This window comes from Mesorhizobium sp. M4B.F.Ca.ET.058.02.1.1 (assembly GCF_003952505.1).
Classification (GTDB): Bacteria; Pseudomonadota; Alphaproteobacteria; order Rhizobiales; family Rhizobiaceae; genus Mesorhizobium.
Genome location: NZ_CP034450.1, coordinates 1,376,447 through 1,392,869 on the forward strand (window position 1 = coordinate 1,376,447; position 16,423 = coordinate 1,392,869).

Genomic DNA, 16,423 nt, shown 5'->3' on the forward strand with positions numbered 1-16,423 from the left:
GCTAGATCCCTGACTTACCGCTTCAAATTCACCACGATGACGCCGCCGAGCGCTAGCGCGCCGCCGAGGATGCCGAGCATCGTCGGCACTTCGCCCAGCCAGAAAAAGCCGATCAGGGCGGACATCGGCGAGACCAGATAGAGGAAGTTCGAGGCACGCGCAGCCGGCAGGCGCGACAGCGCGGTCGCCCAGGCGGCGTAGGCGATCAGGCTGGGCACGATGCCAAGGTAGATGACGGCGCCGAGACCGGCTGTGTCGGCAACCGCCGCCTGCGAGATCGCTTCCGGCAGGAAGGGCGCCAGGCAGAGCGCGCCGAGCACCATGTTGGAGGCGGCGATGGTCAGCGGATGATGGCGGGCAAAGAGCGGCTTCTGGACGATGGTGTTGACGGCCGAGCAGAGCGCGGAACCCAGCACCAGCAGCGCGCCGGTGTTGAAGTGCAGCCCCTGCCCGTCGGCCATGGCGATGATGCCGATGCCGGCAAACGAGATCAGCGTGCCGAGCCAGGCCAGGCCAGAAAAGCGCTCGCCGAGCAGCGCCATGGCCATGATGGCGGTGAAGATCGGGCTGACGTTGATGATGAAGCCGGCGGCGCCCGCCGACACGGTCAGCTCGCCGAAATTGAGCATCGCCGTGTAAAGCGCGACGAAGATGGCGCCGCCGAAGCCGAAGCGCCACAACTCGTCGACCTTGGGCAGCGCCGGGCGCTTGACGGCCAGGAAGATCGCCGCCGGCACAGCGGCGATGGCAAAACGCAGCGCGCCGAGCTCCAGCGGCTGGAAGGCCTCGAGGCCTGCACGGATCGCCGGGAAGGCGGAGGCCCAGCCGACCACTGTGAGCGCGACCGCGATGGCCGCCGTGGTGTCCATTCGCTGTGTCTGATTCAACGTACCGGCATAGGCGGTCATCGCTATATCCTCGTTGCTTGGCTCCATGAGGCTAGAAGACCGCATCAACCGTCGATTGACAAACGACCAATTCGAGGGTCACCTGTGAGCATGGATCACAGCTCGAACCAGTTACTCCCGTTGGAGACCTTGCGCGCTTTCGATGCTGCGGCGCGAACGGGGAGCTTTTCGGCGGCGGCCGAGAGGCTGAACCTCACCCATGGCGCCATCAGCCGGCAGATCGCCAAGCTGGAGGACTGGCTGGGGCTGAAAGTGTTCGAGCGCAACGCGCGCGGCGTGACGCTGACCAATGAGGGCAACCGCCTGCATCTGAGAACCACCGAGGCCTTCGCGCTGATCTCGGTCAATTCCGACCGCTGGGTGGAGCCGCGCGGCACCGCGGTGGTGCGGCTGGCCTCGATCCCCTCGGTCAGCGGCCTGTGGCTGATGCCGCGCATGGCGGCGCTCGAGAATAGCCCGACCCGGCTGCGCATCGTGCTCGATGTCGACAACCGCCAGGCGGATCTCGCCGACGAAGGTATCGACCTTTCGGTGCGTTGCGGGCGCGGCCGCATTCCCGGCCGTGTCTCGGTGCAGCTGTTCGAGGAGTACATCTTCCCGATTGCTTCGCCGGAACTGGCGGGGGAAATAGGGCACGGCGACCCTGCCCGGCTGCTCAAGTTCCCGCTCATCAACGATTCCGACGCGTCCGCCTGGCGCGCCTGGCTCGCGGCGCAGGACATCGACTACCGGCCGCGCCCGCAGGACCGACGCTTCGAGGACTACAATCTGGTGCTCGACGCTGCGGCGCACGGGTTGGGCATCGCGCTGGCGCGGCCGCCACTGACGCAGGCGCAACTCAAGACGGGCCGGATCGTCGCCGTCGATGACCGCACCGCGCTCAATCCGGTGTCCTACTGGCTCGACCGGCCCGTCGGCCGCCCGCGCGCCGCCGCGGCAGACCTTGCGCGGCGCATTGCGGCACAGGCAGGCCTTGCGACTGAAAAACTCGAAGCCTTCCTGCAGGACGACGCGTAGAGCCGGTCAGACCCGGTCAGCGAAGCAGCAACAGCGCGATGGTGGTGATCGTCGCCGAGAGCAGCGCCGTTAAGATCGACATCATCCACAGCGGCGGTTGGGTGGGTTCCGACGATCGAGCGTTGCCAGGTCGGACGGCCGCGCCACGTGGCCTGGGCGCGTTGGAATTGGCCGCAACCAGCACAGAAGAGGAAACCGCGATCGTCGACACCGGCAATGACGGTGGCGCCGTGGTCCTCGCCATGCTGTCGGCGATTGGCGGCTGGAGTGAGGTCAGGCGGCGCGGACCCTGTTCGGCTTCCGCGGCCGGCCTGCCGGACCGGAACACCGGCCGGGCTAAGATCTGCATCCGGTTCAATGACCGCCCGGTAGGCATCCTCGATCTGGTCGGAAGACAGGTGTTGGGTCGGGTGAGCGGGAGGCCTCGCCAACGAGCCGTTCAAGGCCTGCGCGGCGAGCTGCGCCGAAGACGCGGCCGACGGCGCCGGCGGCTGGACGAGCGCCTTGACCAGCGCGGTGGTCGCCGGATCGGCCTTGGCCGATGGCACCGGCTGCGGCGTCAGCGCCTGCTTCAGCAGCGACGTCAGGCGGGTGGAGGAAATGTCCATGCCGGCTCCCAGCAACCATTATGCTGTTGGAGCGATACTCCACGAGCATTGCGTCAGGCTTGACCTTGCCTGCGATTTGTGGCGATTGAATCCCATGAACCCAAGCGTCATTTCATGATGAACCGTTTTGAAGGCCCGGGCGGCAAGGAAGCCCGCATCCGCTATCTCGACGGCGACTTCCAGGTCACCAGTCCGGGCGCGTTCGTGCGGTGCGCCGTGACCGGCGAGAGCATTCCGCTGGACGAGCTCAAATACTGGAGCGTCGCCCGGCAGGAGCCTTACGCCAACGCCACTGCCTCGCTGCGCCGCGAGATCGAGATGCACCCGGAAATGCGCAGCCGGGGATAGCACGTCTCACCGCCGCAGCTTGCGCTGCCGCCACGCATCAAGCGTCTCGTCGATGATGCGCTCGGGCACGTGGTCGAGCTCGAACACAGCGTCGATCTCCAGTACCTCGAGTTGATCCAGGAACTCTTGCGACGCGCCATGACGCAGCCGGGCCGCGTCCTTGGCCGTGGTGACGAGGCGAAGACCGTCGCGCTTCGCTGTCGCCGCCAGTTCGGCAAGCTCGTCCTCGGCATAGAAATGGTGGTCCGGGAAGGATTTGGCGAGCACGACGTCGCCGCCGGCCTGGCGCAGCGTGCCGAAGAATTTCTCGGGATGGCCGATGCCGGCAAAGGCGAGGAAGCGCTTGCCGGCGAAGCGTTCACGGGCGCGAGGCTCGGTATGCGCCTCGAAGATCGGCCGGCCGGCGCGCGCCGCTTGGCGCACCACCGGATCGGCCGCCGTCCCCTCGCCCATCTTGAGCAGTGCGCTGGTGAAGACCAGTTGGTCGACGATGTTTGCCCTCAACGGTCCGCCGGGGATGACGCGGCCATTGCCGATGCCGTAGCGCGTGTCGACGACGACCAGCGCGAAGTCGATATGAAGGCGCGCGCTTTGGAAGCCATCGTCCATGATGAGGAAGTCGCAACCGAGCTTTTCCATCAGCAACCGGGCGCCGGCAGCACGGTTCGGCGTCACCGCCACCGGCGCATGCTCGGCCAGAAGCAGCGGCTCGTCGCCGACATGCCTGGCGGCGTCGTGATGCAGATCGACGATATGCGGCTCACCAAAAGAGCCGCCATGGCCGCGCGACAGGAAGCCGGGACTGAGCTGCATGCGCTTGGCTTGCCTCGCCAGTGCGATCGCCACCGGAGTCTTGCCGCTGCCGCCGACGGTGAAGTTGCCGACGCACAGCACCGGCGCCTCGACCTTTTCGCGCGGCGCATGCCGCATCCGGCGGCCGGCCAGGAGCGCGTAGGCCGCCGACAGCGGCGACAGCGCCAGAACGCGCCAGTCCGGTTCTTCCCACCAGAAGGGCGGTGCTTCGGAGGTCACGCTACCTCCCGTTGGCGCCCTTCAGGCGCGACTTCACGATCAGGGGCTGGATATAAGGCTCCAGCGACTTCAGCGTGCGCGCCAGCGCGCCGCGCATCTCGTCGACGGTGGCGGCGCCGGCCGCCATCATCTCGTGGCGCGCCACCTCGTTGCTCAGCAGGAAGTTGACGGCGCCGGCCAGCATGTCGCGATCGCGCACCAGCTTGGCGCCGCCACTGTCGAGCAGGCGCTGATAGGCCTCGCGGAAATTCTGCACGTTGCGGCCGGCAAGCACCGCCGTCTCCAGCATCGCCGGCTCGAGCGGGTTCTGGCCGCCCTCGGAGGTCAGCGAGCGGCCAACGAAGGCGATTTCCGTCAGCCTGAGATAGAGACCCATCTCGCCGATCGTGTCGCCGAGCAGGATGTCGGTATCGGCCGTGATCCTGTCGCCCTTGCTGCGGCGGGCGAGCTTCAGGCCCATGCCGGAAATCTGCGCGGAGAGCGCCTCGGCGCGATCGGGATGGCGCGGCACGATAATGGTGAGCAGCCCAGGGTGGCGCCGATGCAAGGTGGCGTGCACTTCGGCCGCCACGACCTCCTCTCCGTCATGGGTCGAGATCGCCGCCCAGGTCGGCCGCTCGCCGATCTGCCGCCTCAGCGAGGCGAGCGCCCGTTCGTCGACCGGCGGCGGGGCGGTATCCACCTTGAGGTTCCCCGACACCGTGACCGGCCGGGCACCGAGCGTGCGGAAGCGCTCGCCGTCGACATCCGACTGGGCAACGACATGGGCAAGGTTCTCGAATAGCGCCTCGGCGATGTTGGCGCGCTTCTTCCAGGACGAGAAGGAACGGTCGGACAGCCTGCCATTGACCAGCACCTGCGGCACGCGGCGGGCGCCGAGCTCCAGCATGGTCATCGGCCAGATCTCCGATTCGGCGATGATCGCGAGGTCGGGCCGCCAATGGTCGAGGAAGCGGCTGACTGCGGGTTTCAGGTCGAGCGGCACGTATTGGTGGATGATGCGGTCGCCAAGCCGCTCGTCGACGACCTGCGCGGAGGTGACCGTGCCGGTGGTGAGCACGATGTTGACGCCGTAGTCGAGGATGCTCTCGACCAGCGGCACGACTGCGAGGGTCTCGCCGACGCTGGCCGCGTGGATCCAGATCATCGGCCCTTCAGGGCGTGGACGGCCGGCGACGCCATAGCGCTCGCGCCGGCGCACGCGGTCCTCCTTGCCCCTGGACGTGCGCCAGGCGACGTAAGGACCGATCAGCGGATAGGCGGCGGCGCCCGCGTAGCGGTAGGCCGACAGCATGGTGCGCGCCCAGCGCTCGCTCATTTCAGGCCGTCCACGAGGCGATAAACCTCGGTCGTTGCCGCGTTGATCGCGGCGGTGACTTCCTGGCGCTTGCGTTCCATCTCGGCGTCGTCGGCATCGGCCGGCACGAATACCGGCGGCCCAACGATAACCGCTGAGCGGCCGAAAGGCAGGTTAATGGTGGTTTTGTCCCAGCTTTTTTCAAGCACCTTGCGGCGGCTGGTGGCGATCGCCGAAGGCAGGATCGGCCGGCCGGACAGTCGCGCCAGAAGCACGATGCCCATTCCGGCGTCGCGCGGCGTGCCGTGCGGGATGTCGGCGATCATGGCCACGTTCTTGCCGGTGCTAAGCGATTTCTTCAGGGCAATCAAAGCCTTGGCTCCACCCTTGTCGAGATGCCTTGAACTGTCGCGCCCCCCCGAGCCGCGCACCGCCTCGATACCGAACTTCTCAAGCATCAGCGCGTTGAGCTCGGCGTCGGCGCTGCGCGAGACCATGGCGACCAACGGCCTGCCCTTGGGATAATACGCAGGCGTCAGCAGATGCTGGCCGTGCCAGAGCGCGATGATGCCGGGCTCCAGATGCGCGTAGGCGCCGCCGGCGACCTGAGTCGACCCCTTGACCAGCGGGCTGGTCAGGCGAACCAGACGGACGAAATTGGCGAACAGGCCGGCGATGAAGTTCTTGACGAATCGCGATTGGGCCAGCGGCTCGCGGATCCGGCGCCAGAGCGTGCGGGTCGTGCCGCCGCGCCGCACCGCGGGGCTGGTGACCGGCCCTTTCACCGCTTCATGCTCCATCGGTCTCAACCGGCGGCCCTGCTGTCCGGATCGAGCAGCCGGTGCAGGTGAACGACGAAATAGCGCATGTGGGCATTGTCGACGCTGGCCTGCGCCTTGGCTTTCCATGCCGCGTGCGCGGATTGATAGTCCGGATAGATGCCGACGATGTCGAGCCCATCGAGGTCGCGGAATTCGGTTCCGCCCAGCTTTTTCAGCTCGCCGCCGAACACCAGGTGCAAAAGCTGCTTCTTTCCGTCTTCCACGGCCATGTCGGTCCTTCACATATCGTGAGTTTGCAAAGGTCTAGACCAAAGCCGCCGACTTTGGAACCTTTGATGATGGTTCAACTCTCCAGCCCGGCGATGACGCCGGCAAGCACGTCGAGCAAGGCGCCGCTGCCGGCGGCCAGCGCGCCGTGGTGAATCACCGAGCCGGCATACCGTGGCGGGCGGCCGTGCCGGTCGAGCAAGGCGCCGCCGGCCTCGCGCAGGATGAGGTCGGCGGCGGCGATGTCCCAGTCGTGCGCGTTGGGCTTGACGAAGGTGGCGTCGAGCTTGCCTGCGGCGATCATCGCCAGGCGGTAGGCCAGCGAAGGAATGTAGGGCGTGCGATGCAGCCGGCCCTGCCAGGCTTCCGGCAACAGGTCGACCAGCGGCTTCGGCCCGCCGATATCCACGGTGTCCGCCAACGCCCGCACGCGGATCGACTCGCCGTTCAGGAAGGCGCCTTCGCCGGGCAGCGCCCAATAGGTCTCGTGCTTGGCCGGGCATTCGAGGACGCCGGCGAGTGTTACGCCGTTTTCCACGACCGCGACGCTGACGCACCAGGAATGCAGGCCATCGAGAAAACCGCGCGTACCGTCGATCGGATCGACAACGAAGGTGCGGCGCGCGGCGAGCCTGGCGTGGTCGTCGGCGGTTTCCTCCGACAGCCAGCCATAGTCCGGCCGCGCCTTGAGCAAGGTCTCGCGCAGATAGGCATCTGCCGCATGGTCGGCCTCGCTGACCGGCGAGGTGCCGCCCTTCATCCAGACTTGCGGGCTGTTGCCGAAATAGCGCATGGCGATCGCGCCTGCCTCGCGGGCGGCGTCACGCAGCAGGGCGAGGTCCCCGCGCGCTCCGGCCAGGATGAGCGGGTCACGCGCCGGCAAGGGTCATGCCTTCGATGAGCAGCGTCGGCGCGGCGGTGCCGAAATTGCGGTCGAGGTCGCTTGCCGGCACCATGTTGAGGAACATGGTCTTCAGATTCGAGGCAATCGTCACCTCGGCGACCGGATAGGCAAGCTCGCCATTCTCGATCCAGAAACCGGAGGCGCCACGGCTGTATTCGCCGGTGACCATGTCGACGCCCTGGCCAAACACTTCAGTGACATAGAAGCCGCTCTTCAACGACTTAATGAGATCCTCCGGCGCCCGTTCGCCCGGCTCGATGGCAAGATTGGTCGAGGATGGCGAGACCGAGGAGCCGCTGCGCGCGCCCCGTCCGTTGGTGACCAGGCCGAGCTCGCGGGCCGCCGAGGTCGACAGGAACCAGTGGTTCAGCACGCCCTTGTCGACCATCAGCAGCTTCTGCCCCTCGACGCCTTCGCCGTCGAAGGGACGCGAGGCTTGGCCGCGTCGCCTGAGCGGCTCGTCGGTGATAGTAACTGCAGCCGATGCCACCTGCTTTCCCATCATGTCGCGCAGGAAGCTGGTCTTGCGCGCCACTGCCGCACCGTTGATGGCGCCGGCGAGATGGCCGGCGATGCCGCGCGCGACGCGCGGATCGAACACCACGTCGACCGGCCCGGTCGCCGCCTTGCGCGCGCCGAGGCGGCGCACCGCGCGCTCGCCCGCCTTGCGGCCGATTTCTTCGGGCGCGTCGAGATCGGCGAAATGTTGGCGGGAAGAAAACTCATAGTCGCGCTCCATGCCGGTGCCCGCACCGGCGATGACGCTGGTCGAGCGCGAGAAGCGCGAGGCGACGTACTGGCCAACGAAACCATGCGAGGTGGCGAGCACCAGCCCGCCGAGGCCGGCGCTGGCGCTGCTGCCGGCCGAATTTGTGACGCCGTTCACCGCAAGCGCTGCGGCTTCGGCAGCAAGTGCTGCCTCCTTCAACGCGTCGGCCGGGACCTCGGTGGCGTCGAACAGGTCGAGGTCGCGTGGCTTGCCGGCCAAAAGCGCGGGATCGGCAAGGCCCTGATAGGGATCCTCGGGCGACACCTTGGCCATGGCGACGGCGCGTTCTGCCAGCGCCTTGGGGTTCGAGGCTGCGGTCGCGGAGACGCTCGCCACCCGCTGACCGACGAACACGCGCAGCGCGACATCCTCGCTCTCCGACGATTCGGTGCCCTCGACCTTGCCCAGCCGCACCGAAACGCCGGCCGAACGGCCGCGCACGGCGACTGCGTCGGCGGCATCGGCGCCGGCGCGCTTCGCAGCCTCGACGAGCGCCGCGACGCGGTCGGTCAGTTTCGCTGCGTCGAGCTGGTCGGTCATGCACTTGATCCTGTCTCTTCGGCCCGATTGGGCGGCTGCCGCACCATCTATTGTTCCCCTGTCGCTTGTGCAATGGCAGAAGGGCAATCAGGATGCCGCGACCCATTCGCGCCCGAACCGGCCGGAACAACCGGGCCGGAGCATCGTCAAACTGCCAGGAGCCTTCGCCATGACGCCTTTCCATCTCGCCTTTGCGGTGCGTGATCTCGATGAAACCCGCGCTTTCTATGGCGAGGTGCTGGGCTGCGCCATCGGTCGCTCCTCGGCGACATGGGTTGATTTCGACCTCTACGGCCACCAAATGTCGGCGCATTTGCGGCCGCGGGCATCCGGCGCCGCGCGCGACGGCCAGGTCGACGGCGTCGCGGTGCCGATTCCGCATTTCGGCGCGGTGCTCACGATGGACGAATGGCAGCGGCTCGCCGCCCGGCTGGAAGCCCGCGACGACATAGACTGGCTTGAGCGACCGATGGTGCGCTTCAAGGGCGAGCCCGGCGAGCAGGCGACGCTGTTCATCCGCGACCCTTCCGGCAATGCGCTGGAGTTCAAGGGCTTCCGCTCGCTGGAGCAGATCTTCGCGCGTTGAGCCGACCGGGCCACGCCACGCGCTGAGCCGCCGCGCTAGTTCGCGCCCGCCTCGTACTGGCCGGCGATGAAAATTTCGAGGAAGCGCCGCCCGTCGCGGCGGGAGGCCTCCTGGCCGGCATCGTAATTGGCCATCGCCGTTTGCCTTTGCCTGAAGACGTCGTTGGCGCGGCGTGGCGGCTTCATAGGAATTGGTCTTGCTCACGATCATACGCACCGCCGTGGTCAGGACATATTCGGCAACTTGCGGGTCGTCCCGCGAGACGTCCAGGCGCTGTCATGCTTGCCGACGGCCCAGACGAAGATGTGATCGTGCCCGGCAAGCATCAGCAGCAGGCCCTCATCGTCGTCCAGCAGGGCCTGCACATCGGCCACCGACAGCGGTTTGGTATGGGCAAGGTCGGCATAGCGCGGAAAGGATTCGGAAAGCCTGGCGTCGACGCCAGCCAGTTCGGCGCGCAGCGAATCGATCTCGCCGCGCAGGCGCACTAGCGCGTCGGCATGATCGGCACCTGCCGAACCAGCCTGCCCCAGCGCCTTTTCCTTCCCGGCGACCATGGCCACGAGATCCTGGCGCTCGCGCACAATGCCCGCCAGCTCCGGCGAGCCGGCGGCGGCGCGCAGGCCAAGCTGCTGCAAGGCGTTGCCGGCGGAGGAAAGCAGCGCCCATTGCGCCGCCTCGAACGCGTCCTCGAGGGCGGTCGGCCGCCTGCACGACCGCTGACGCGATGAAGAATGCAAGCCCGGCCGCCACCACACAGATGCGCGCCAGGCGCCAAGGCGCCCTCGGCGATTTCAGTTCAACCAGCCCCAATGACAACCCCTGCCCGCCGATCGCCACGCAGGGATACGCGGCGATCACGCCATCATTGTGATGGGGAGGAATGGATGCAAGGGGCCGGAGCTTGTGCCTCGATCAGGCACCGAAGCGATCGGCGGCAAAAGGAGCGAGGCGAGAGGCATCGATCCGGCGGCCGATCAATTCGGCGACCAAGCGTGCCGTGATCGGCGCCAGTGTCAGGCCGAGATGACCATGGCCGAAGGCGTGGATCACCCTGGAACTGCCCCGCGACCAGCCGATGACCGGCCGGGAATCGGGCAGCGATGGGCGAAAGCCCAGCCACTCGGACGACGCTCGGCCAAGGTCGGGGAAGAACTGCCTGACGCCGCGATCGAGCAGCGCCAGACGGCGCGCATTTGCCGGTGCGGCATGCCCGCCCAACTCGACCGTGCCGGCGACGCGCAGCCGGCCAGCCATCGGCGTCATGTAGAAGCCGAGATCGACAGGACAGACCGGGCGATTGAGTAGAGGTGCGTCGGTCAGGAATTCGAGATGGTAGCCGCGTTCGGTTTCCAGCGGGATGCTGTCGCCGGCTTGCGCAGCCAGAGCGCGCGAGCGTGCGCCGGCAGCGATTACCACTGTCTTCGCTTTGACGCGGAAATCGGAACCGCCTAGCTCAACGCCGCCAGCGTCAGCCCGCAGGCTGGTCACTTCGGCTCTGACCAGCAGCGCGCCGCGGGCCGCGGCCGCATCGAACAGCCGGCGCATCACGAGGCTCGGATCGGCGACATTCATGGAGTGAGGGAAGTAAAGGCCGCGGGCGTGGGTTGCCTGCAGGCCGGGCTCCAGCCCGGCCACCTCTTGCGACGTCAGCACCTCCTGACGAACGCCAAGCTCGGCGCGCAGTGCCCGCCCGCCGGATGCGGCGGCAAAATCGCCCTCTCGGCGGTAGAGATAGAGGCAGCCGTTGCGGCGCAAAAGATCCTGCAGGCCGGCTTGCTGCGCCATCTCGGTCCAGGCCGGCAAGGCTTCGGCCAGCAGCCCCGCGAGCGCCAGTGCGTTGGCTCGGGTGGCCGCCGGCAGCGATTGCCTGACAAAGCGGACCAACCATGGCGCAAGCTGGAAAAGCGCTGTCCAGCGCAATGCGAACGGGCTGTCCGGGTCAAGAAGCAGTTTCGGCAGCGCGCGCAGGACGGCCGGATTGCCGACCGGCATGCAGGCATATTCGGCAATCGTTCCGGCATTGCCGAACGAGGCGCCCGAGCCCGGCTCGTTGGGATCGATGAGAAGGACCTCGCGGCCTTCGCCGGCAAGCCGCAACGCCGTCGCCAGCCCGACGACACCGGCGCCAACGATGGCGATTTCGACAGTCCTGGACGCTGCCACCGATGACCTACACAAAACCCGGCAGTTGCAGATGGCCGGCCGACAACAGTTCGGCCATGATGGCGAGTGCCGTGCGCAGATCCTCCTGCGAGCGCGCCGCGCCGACATTGATGCGCACGCCGTGCTGGACCGGCTCGCGGCCGACCGCGAAGGCATCGCCCGGCAGCACGGCGACGCCGCGCTCCAGGCAGGTGCGGGCAAAGCCCGCGCCGCGCCAGGGCTCCGGCAGGCGCAGCCAGGCATGGGTCGACGTCGGATGTGCCTGGATGTCGAAGCGGCCGAGGATTTCGCTCAGGATCGCCTGGCGCTGGCGCAGTTCCTGCTTCTGGATGTCGATGATGCGGGCAGCAGAGCCTTCCTCGATCAGCCTGGCACCGATCAGCGCCGTCAGCGGGCTGATGCTCCAGCAGTTGATGCGCAGCGCCGCCGCGACTTGGCCGGCGATGGGGCGCGGGGCGATGACGAACCCAAGGCGCAGGCCCGGCGCCAGGCATTTCGACAGCGCGCTGAGATGGATGGTCAGTTCGGGCTCGAGACAGGCGAAGGGGGGTGGCGGGTCGTCGGCCAGCGGCCGGTAGACGTCGTCCTCGATGATCAGCACATTGTAGCGGCGGGCAACCGCCGCAAGCTCATGCCGGCGCTCCGCGCTCAGCGTGATCGTCGTCGGGTTGTGCAGCGTCGGCACCAGGAAGACCGCGCGGGGCCGAAGCTGGGCGCAAGCCGCATCGAAGGCGTCGGGGCGCATGCCGGCGCGGTCCATGGCGACGCCCCTGAGATCCAGCCCATGCACGCGACAGAGCGCGTTTATGCCCTGGTACGTCACCTCGTCGGCAAGCACGACCTCGCCCTGCCTGGTCACCGCACCGAGGACACCGTCCAGTCCGTGCTGGGCGCCAGCGGCGAGCACGACGCGGCCGGGATCGCCGTCGCCGGCGACGGATTTGAACCAGTCGGCCACCGCCACGCGCGCCCAGAGCGGTCCTTCCGGCGGGTGGTAGTCCTGAAGCGCGGCGTAGTGCCGGTCCTTGGGCAGACGCGGCAGCAGCGCGGCAACCGCATCGAGATAGGCGGTGGTGGCCGGCCGGTTGACGGAAAGGTCGATGATGCCGCTCTGGTCGCTCGGCGACGACACGAAGCCCGGCTTCTCGCCGACGTCACGGGCGGCGACCGTCGTGCCGCGTCCGGGCCGCGCTTCGAGCAGCCCCTGCTCCTGAAGTGTCGACAAGGCCCGCGTGACGGTCGTGACATTGATGCCCAGTGCCCGCGCGATCTCGCGCTGCGGCGGCAACCGGTCACCGACCGCGAGCGTGCCGGCGGCGATGCGTTCGGCGATCGCGTCGGCAAGGCGACGGTAAACCGGACTTTCGTCGTCGGGGAGGCGAAGATCTTGCAGCATGCGGGAATCGACTACGGCTGATGTCTTACTGTTGGCGCATCTAGCATAAGACAATACTCCGGACAATAGAGCTTGTCTGGCGTACAACCGCAAGACATCCTGTTAACAATCTCACACAATCCGCCAAAAATCGGCTTGACGGACAAAGTTGTCTGCATCTATGGTCGATTACAGGTTAATTGTGTGACCATACAAGTCACATGACCTGCCGGGCAGCCGGTTTCCGGGAGGACGAGGCATGGATCGCAAGCCGCATCTCAGCCGCATCAAGGATTGCGGACTATGAACGCCAGCCAGGCCGCATTGCCGGCCGCCCCGGCCACGATCGCGCCGGCCGCGCAAGCCGGTCCCGGCAAGGGTTTCGTCGAATTCGCCGACGTCGAAAAATCCTACGACGGGCGGACTTTCGCCGTGACGCGGATGAACCTCACCGTTGCGCGCGGCGAATTCCTGACGCTGCTTGGTCCTTCCGGCTCCGGCAAGACAACGACGCTCAACATGCTTGCCGGCTTCGAGCGGCCGACGCATGGCACGATCACGCTGGAAGGCCAACCGGTCGACCGCTTGCCGCCTTATCAGCGCAACATCGGCATGGTGTTCCAGAACTACGCGCTGTTCCCGCATATGACGGTCGAGGAGAACGTCGGCTTCCCGCTCTCGGTCCGGCAGGTCGGCAAGGCCGATATCGCATCCAGGGTAGCGAGCGCGCTCGACATGGTGCGGCTCAGGCAATTTGGCGACCGCCGGCCGACCCAGCTTTCCGGCGGCCAGCAGCAGCGCGTGGCGCTTGCCCGCGCCCTGGTGTTCAAGCCGAGCCTGGTACTCATGGACGAGCCGCTGGGCGCGCTCGACAAGAAGCTGCGCGAACACATGCAGCTCGAGATCAAACAGATCCACACCATGCTCGGCGTCACCATCGTCTACGTCACGCATGACCAGAGCGAGGCACTGACGATGTCGGACCGCGTCGCCGTCTTCAACAATGGCGGCATCGCCCAGCTCGGCTCGCCCGATGATCTCTACAACACCCCGCAGAGCTCGTTCGTGGCGAGCTTCATCGGCGAGAACAACACGCTGGAAGGCGTGGTCGACCGCGTCTCCGGCGCAGAATGCAGGGTCCGGCTGAGCGGCGGTGGCGAACTCACCGCGCTGGCGATCGGCGTCGCGCAGGGCGCTCCCTGCCAGGTCGCCATCCGACCGGAACGGCTGACCCTGACGCCGATGGCGGCCGGCGGCAACGCCCTGCCCGCCACGGTGGACGGGCGGATCTATCTCGGCGACCACCTGCGCCTCGTGGCCAGGCTCGCCAACGACCAGGTGCTGACCGTCAAGGTCGGCCCCGAAGCGACGATGGCAAACGGCGAGGCCGTGACGGTCTCCTGCGCGCCCAATGATTGCCGCGCCTTTCCGGCCGATGCCGGGACGGGCGGCGCCATTCCGAAACAGGGGAAAACGACATGAAATACACAAAGCAGACTCTGCTCGCGCTTGTGGCCGCAACTGCCTTCACGACGACGATAGGCCACGCCGCCTTTGCGCAAGAGCTTTCCATCATGGCGAGCGGGGGCGCTTGGCAGGACGCCCAGCGCAAGGCCTGGTTCGAGCCGTTCAGCAAGGAGACCGGCGTCAAGATCCTCGAGCAGGAATATCTCGGCGACCTCGGCAAGGTGAAGGCCATGGTCGACACCGGCAACGTGCCGATCGACCTGGTGACGGTCGAGACGGCGACCGTGCTGCAGGGCTGCGACGCCGGCATCCTCGAGCGGCTCGACTATTCCAAGATCGGACCGCGTGACAAGTTCATCGAGGGCTCGGCGCTCGATTGCGGTGTCGGTCTCGATGCTTACGGGGATATCCTCGCCTATGACCCGACCGTGCTGAAAGAGGCGCCAACATCGGTGCTCGACCTCTTCGACACGACCAAGTTCCCGGGCAAGCGAGCCATGCGCAAGTTCCCGGCGCAGAACCTCGAATGGGCGCTGATGGCCGACGGCGTGGCGCCGGCCGACGTCTACAAGGTCCTTGCAACGCCGGAAGGCGTCGACCGCGCCTTCAAGAAGCTCGACACGATCAAGAAGGACATCGTCTGGTGGGATGCCGGCGCGCAGCCGGCGCAGCTTCTGGCCTCCAAGGAAGTGGTGATGACGACCGCCTGGAACGGCCGCATCCAGAACGCTATCGACACCGACGGCAAGCCGTTCAAGATCGTCTGGAACAACCAGATCCTCGAATATGACATGATCGCCATTCCAAAGGGCGCCAAGAGCCCGGACCTCGCCTACAAATATCTCGCCTATATCAGCGAGCCGGAAAACAACGCCAAGCTTGCCAGCTACATCACCTACGGACCGGTGCGCACCGATGCCGCGTCCTTCGTCGCAGCCGACGCCTTGCCGAAACTGCCCAACGCGCCGGACCATCTGGGCGGCGCCTATCTGGTCGCCGACACCGAGTTCTGGGGCGACTACGGCGAGGATCTGGTCAAGCGCTTCAACGCCTGGCTTGCGCAGTAGGAACGGGCATGTCGGCGCTCCAGCCCAGCGAAGTCGACCGGCCCGCGCTGGCCCGCGGCCGGCCAGCCGCCGACGCGGACCTCAAATCCGTGTCGGCGGCGCTCCGGCGCGCCGAATTCGGCGACCGGCTGCGCTCGCTGCTGTTGGCGGCGCCGCTGCTCATTCTCCTGGCGTTGAGCTTCGGCATACCTATCGTGCTGCTGCTGTCGCGCGCCGTCTATGATCCGACAATCGCAGATGCTTTGCCCAAAACGACCGTGGCCCTGGCCGGCTGGAACGGCCAGGGCCTGCCGGTGGACGATGCCTTCGCGGCGCTGGCCGCCGACCTGAAGGACAACCAGGTCAAGGGCACGGCCTATGAGCTGGCCAAGAGCCTGAACGCCCGCCTGCCCGGCGCGCGCAGCCAAGTGCTGAAGACGGTGCGCAAGCTCGAAAACGCCGACGGTCAGGCCGCGCTCGAGGCCATGAAATCGGTGCCGTTCTGGTCGGCGCCGTCGACCTGGCCGGCAATCCGGAATGGCACTCACAGCCTCACCTCGTTCTATCTGCTGAGCGCGCTCGACATGCGCTGGAATGCCGATGGCGGCATCGAGCGGGTGCCGCCGGAGCAGGCGATCTTCCTGCAGGTGTTCGTGCGCACCTTCCTTGTTGCCGCGGCGGTCACGCTCGCCACGCTGCTGCTCGGGTTTCCCCTCGCCTACCTCATCGCCAGCGTCCCGAAAGGCCTGGCCGCCGTGCTGATCGTCGCCGTGCTCCTGCCGTTCTGGACCTCGATCCTGGTGCGCACCGCCGCGTGGACGGTGCTTTTGCAGAAATTCGGCCTGGTCAACGACTTCCTGCTCTTCATCGGCATAGCCAGCGACCGGCTCGACCTGATGTACAGCCGCATCGGGCTGATCATTGCCATGACGCATATCCAGCTGCCGTTCACGCTGCTGCCGATCTACAGCGTCATGCGCACCATCCAGCCGTCGCAGATGAAGGCGGCCTATTCGCTTGGAGCCAAACCCCTCACCGCCTTCCGGCGCGTCTACCTTCCGCAGGTGTTTCCCGGCGTGATGGCCGGATGCCTGCTCACCTTCATCCTGTGCCTGGGTTACTACATAACGCCGGCACTGATCGGTGGCGCCAGCGACCAGCTGATCAGCAACTTCATCGCCAACTACGTCAATGTCGAACTGAACTGGGAGATGGCGGCGGCCTTGAGCTTCATCCTGCTCGTCTTCACGTTGGCGCTGTTCGGCATCTTTGCTCGCATCCTCGGCCTCGACCGCCTGAAGCTGGTGTAGC

At 66.8% G+C, this 16,423-nt stretch carries 17 protein-coding genes; 7 read left to right on the forward strand and 10 right to left on the reverse strand.

From position 1 onward, the window contains the following. Positions 1 to 14: 14 nt before the first annotated feature. On the reverse strand, positions 15 to 908 hold the full coding sequence (locus EJ073_RS06920; protein WP_126055068.1) for a DMT family transporter: 894 nt from the start codon (positions 906 to 908) through the stop codon (positions 15 to 17). A gap of 90 nt (positions 909 to 998) precedes the next feature. On the opposite strand from EJ073_RS06920, the gene EJ073_RS06925 reads away from it, so the two are divergent. The 3 genes from EJ073_RS06925 to EJ073_RS06935 are packed head-to-tail and all read left to right on the forward strand — an operon-like array spanning position 999 to position 2,881. Continuing rightward, positions 999 to 1,925, forward strand: coding sequence for a LysR family transcriptional regulator (locus tag EJ073_RS06925; protein ID WP_126055069.1), 927 nt, complete (start codon positions 999 to 1,001; stop codon positions 1,923 to 1,925). Between the two features lie 38 nt (positions 1,926 to 1,963). Then, positions 1,964 to 2,596: a hypothetical protein gene (locus EJ073_RS06930; RefSeq protein WP_126055070.1), complete on the forward strand. Its 633-nt coding sequence runs from the start codon at positions 1,964 to 1,966 to the stop codon at positions 2,594 to 2,596. Positions 2,597 to 2,647: 51 nt separating this feature from the next. After that, positions 2,648 to 2,881, forward strand: coding sequence for a DUF2093 domain-containing protein (locus EJ073_RS06935; RefSeq protein WP_126055071.1), 234 nt, complete (start codon positions 2,648 to 2,650; stop codon positions 2,879 to 2,881). A gap of 6 nt (positions 2,882 to 2,887) precedes the next feature. On the opposite strand, the gene lpxK is transcribed toward EJ073_RS06935, so the two are convergent. The 6 genes from lpxK to EJ073_RS06965 all read right to left on the reverse strand — a co-directional run bounded on the left by lpxK (position 2,888) and on the right by EJ073_RS06965 (position 8,472). Beyond that, positions 2,888 to 3,913, reverse strand: coding sequence for a tetraacyldisaccharide 4'-kinase (gene lpxK / locus EJ073_RS06940; RefSeq protein WP_126055072.1), 1,026 nt, complete (start codon positions 3,911 to 3,913; stop codon positions 2,888 to 2,890). Position 3,914: 1 nt separating this feature from the next. After that, positions 3,915 to 5,231, reverse strand: a complete 1,317-nt coding sequence (gene waaA / locus EJ073_RS06945; protein WP_126055073.1) for a lipid IV(A) 3-deoxy-D-manno-octulosonic acid transferase — start codon at positions 5,229 to 5,231, stop codon at positions 3,915 to 3,917. Continuing rightward, entirely contained in the window at positions 5,228 to 6,010 is a 783-nt protein-coding gene (locus tag EJ073_RS06950) for a lysophospholipid acyltransferase family protein (RefSeq protein ID WP_126055074.1), read from the reverse strand. The genes waaA and EJ073_RS06950 overlap by 4 nt, the downstream gene beginning before the upstream one ends. A 5-nt stretch (positions 6,011 to 6,015) precedes the next feature. Next, positions 6,016 to 6,261 carry a DUF4170 domain-containing protein gene (locus tag EJ073_RS06955; protein ID WP_126055075.1) on the reverse strand — a complete coding sequence of 82 codons (246 nt, stop codon included), beginning with the start codon at positions 6,259 to 6,261 and terminating at the stop codon, positions 6,016 to 6,018. Between the two features lie 74 nt (positions 6,262 to 6,335). After that, a complete protein-coding gene (locus EJ073_RS06960) occupies positions 6,336 to 7,142 on the reverse strand; it encodes a 3'(2'),5'-bisphosphate nucleotidase CysQ (protein WP_126055076.1) in 807 nt (268 codons plus the stop codon). Next, the gene (locus EJ073_RS06965; RefSeq protein WP_126055077.1) at positions 7,129 to 8,472 is read right to left on the reverse strand and encodes a TldD/PmbA family protein; all 1,344 of its coding nucleotides are present in this window, start codon (positions 8,470 to 8,472) and stop codon (positions 7,129 to 7,131) included. The genes EJ073_RS06960 and EJ073_RS06965 overlap by 14 nt, the downstream gene beginning before the upstream one ends. Positions 8,473 to 8,641: 169 nt before the next feature. Here EJ073_RS06965 and EJ073_RS06970 point away from each other — a divergent pair, with 169 nt between their 5' ends. Further along, entirely contained in the window at positions 8,642 to 9,058 is a 417-nt protein-coding gene (locus EJ073_RS06970) for a VOC family protein (RefSeq protein WP_126055078.1), read from the forward strand. Between the two features lie 224 nt (positions 9,059 to 9,282). Here EJ073_RS06970 and EJ073_RS06975 read toward each other — a convergent pair whose 3' ends face one another. The 3 genes from EJ073_RS06975 to EJ073_RS06985 form a co-directional block, all read right to left on the reverse strand. Beyond that, positions 9,283 to 9,798, reverse strand: coding sequence for a hypothetical protein (locus tag EJ073_RS06975; RefSeq protein ID WP_126055079.1), 516 nt, complete (start codon positions 9,796 to 9,798; stop codon positions 9,283 to 9,285). Positions 9,799 to 9,973: 175 nt separating this feature from the next. Beyond that, positions 9,974 to 11,224: an FAD-dependent oxidoreductase gene (locus EJ073_RS06980; protein ID WP_126055080.1), complete on the reverse strand. Its 1,251-nt coding sequence runs from the start codon at positions 11,222 to 11,224 to the stop codon at positions 9,974 to 9,976. A 7-nt stretch (positions 11,225 to 11,231) separates the two neighbouring features. Then, positions 11,232 to 12,620: a PLP-dependent aminotransferase family protein gene (locus EJ073_RS06985; RefSeq protein WP_126055081.1), complete on the reverse strand. Its 1,389-nt coding sequence runs from the start codon at positions 12,618 to 12,620 to the stop codon at positions 11,232 to 11,234. Positions 12,621 to 12,902: 282 nt separating this feature from the next. Between EJ073_RS06985 and EJ073_RS06990 the strand changes: the two genes are divergently transcribed. From EJ073_RS06990 to EJ073_RS07000, 3 genes are read left to right on the forward strand one after another with little or no spacing between them, the layout of a single operon-like run. Next, positions 12,903 to 14,081 carry an ABC transporter ATP-binding protein gene (locus EJ073_RS06990; RefSeq protein WP_126055082.1) on the forward strand — a complete coding sequence of 393 codons (1,179 nt, stop codon included), beginning with the start codon at positions 12,903 to 12,905 and terminating at the stop codon, positions 14,079 to 14,081. After that, positions 14,078 to 15,133: an ABC transporter substrate-binding protein gene (locus EJ073_RS06995; protein ID WP_126055083.1), complete on the forward strand. Its 1,056-nt coding sequence runs from the start codon at positions 14,078 to 14,080 to the stop codon at positions 15,131 to 15,133. The genes EJ073_RS06990 and EJ073_RS06995 overlap by 4 nt, the downstream gene beginning before the upstream one ends. Before the next feature lie 8 nt (positions 15,134 to 15,141). Next, complete coding sequence (locus EJ073_RS07000; RefSeq protein ID WP_126055084.1) at positions 15,142 to 16,422, forward strand: ABC transporter permease; 1,281 nt, start codon at positions 15,142 to 15,144, stop codon at positions 16,420 to 16,422. Position 16,423 lies beyond the last annotated feature (1 nt).

Coding starts and splice junctions, on each gene's coding strand:
- EJ073_RS06920 (WP_126055068.1), bottom strand. CDS start 908: ATGACCGCCTATGCCGGTACGTTGAATCAGACACAGCGAATGGACACC.
- EJ073_RS06925 (WP_126055069.1), top strand. CDS start 999: ATGGATCACAGCTCGAACCAGTTACTCCCGTTGGAGACCTTGCGCGCT.
- EJ073_RS06930 (WP_126055070.1), top strand. CDS start 1,964: ATGGTGGTGATCGTCGCCGAGAGCAGCGCCGTTAAGATCGACATCATC.
- EJ073_RS06935 (WP_126055071.1), top strand. CDS start 2,648: ATGATGAACCGTTTTGAAGGCCCGGGCGGCAAGGAAGCCCGCATCCGC.
- waaA (WP_126055073.1), bottom strand. CDS start 5,231: ATGAGCGAGCGCTGGGCGCGCACCATGCTGTCGGCCTACCGCTACGCG.
- EJ073_RS06950 (WP_126055074.1), bottom strand. CDS start 6,010: ATGGAGCATGAAGCGGTGAAAGGGCCGGTCACCAGCCCCGCGGTGCGG.
- EJ073_RS06955 (WP_126055075.1), bottom strand. CDS start 6,261: ATGGCCGTGGAAGACGGAAAGAAGCAGCTTTTGCACCTGGTGTTCGGC.
- EJ073_RS06965 (WP_126055077.1), bottom strand. CDS start 8,472: ATGACCGACCAGCTCGACGCAGCGAAACTGACCGACCGCGTCGCGGCG.
- EJ073_RS06970 (WP_126055078.1), top strand. CDS start 8,642: ATGACGCCTTTCCATCTCGCCTTTGCGGTGCGTGATCTCGATGAAACC.
- EJ073_RS06985 (WP_126055081.1), bottom strand. CDS start 12,620: ATGCTGCAAGATCTTCGCCTCCCCGACGACGAAAGTCCGGTTTACCGT.
- EJ073_RS06990 (WP_126055082.1), top strand. CDS start 12,903: ATGAACGCCAGCCAGGCCGCATTGCCGGCCGCCCCGGCCACGATCGCG.
- EJ073_RS06995 (WP_126055083.1), top strand. CDS start 14,078: ATGAAATACACAAAGCAGACTCTGCTCGCGCTTGTGGCCGCAACTGCC.
- EJ073_RS07000 (WP_126055084.1), top strand. CDS start 15,142: ATGTCGGCGCTCCAGCCCAGCGAAGTCGACCGGCCCGCGCTGGCCCGC.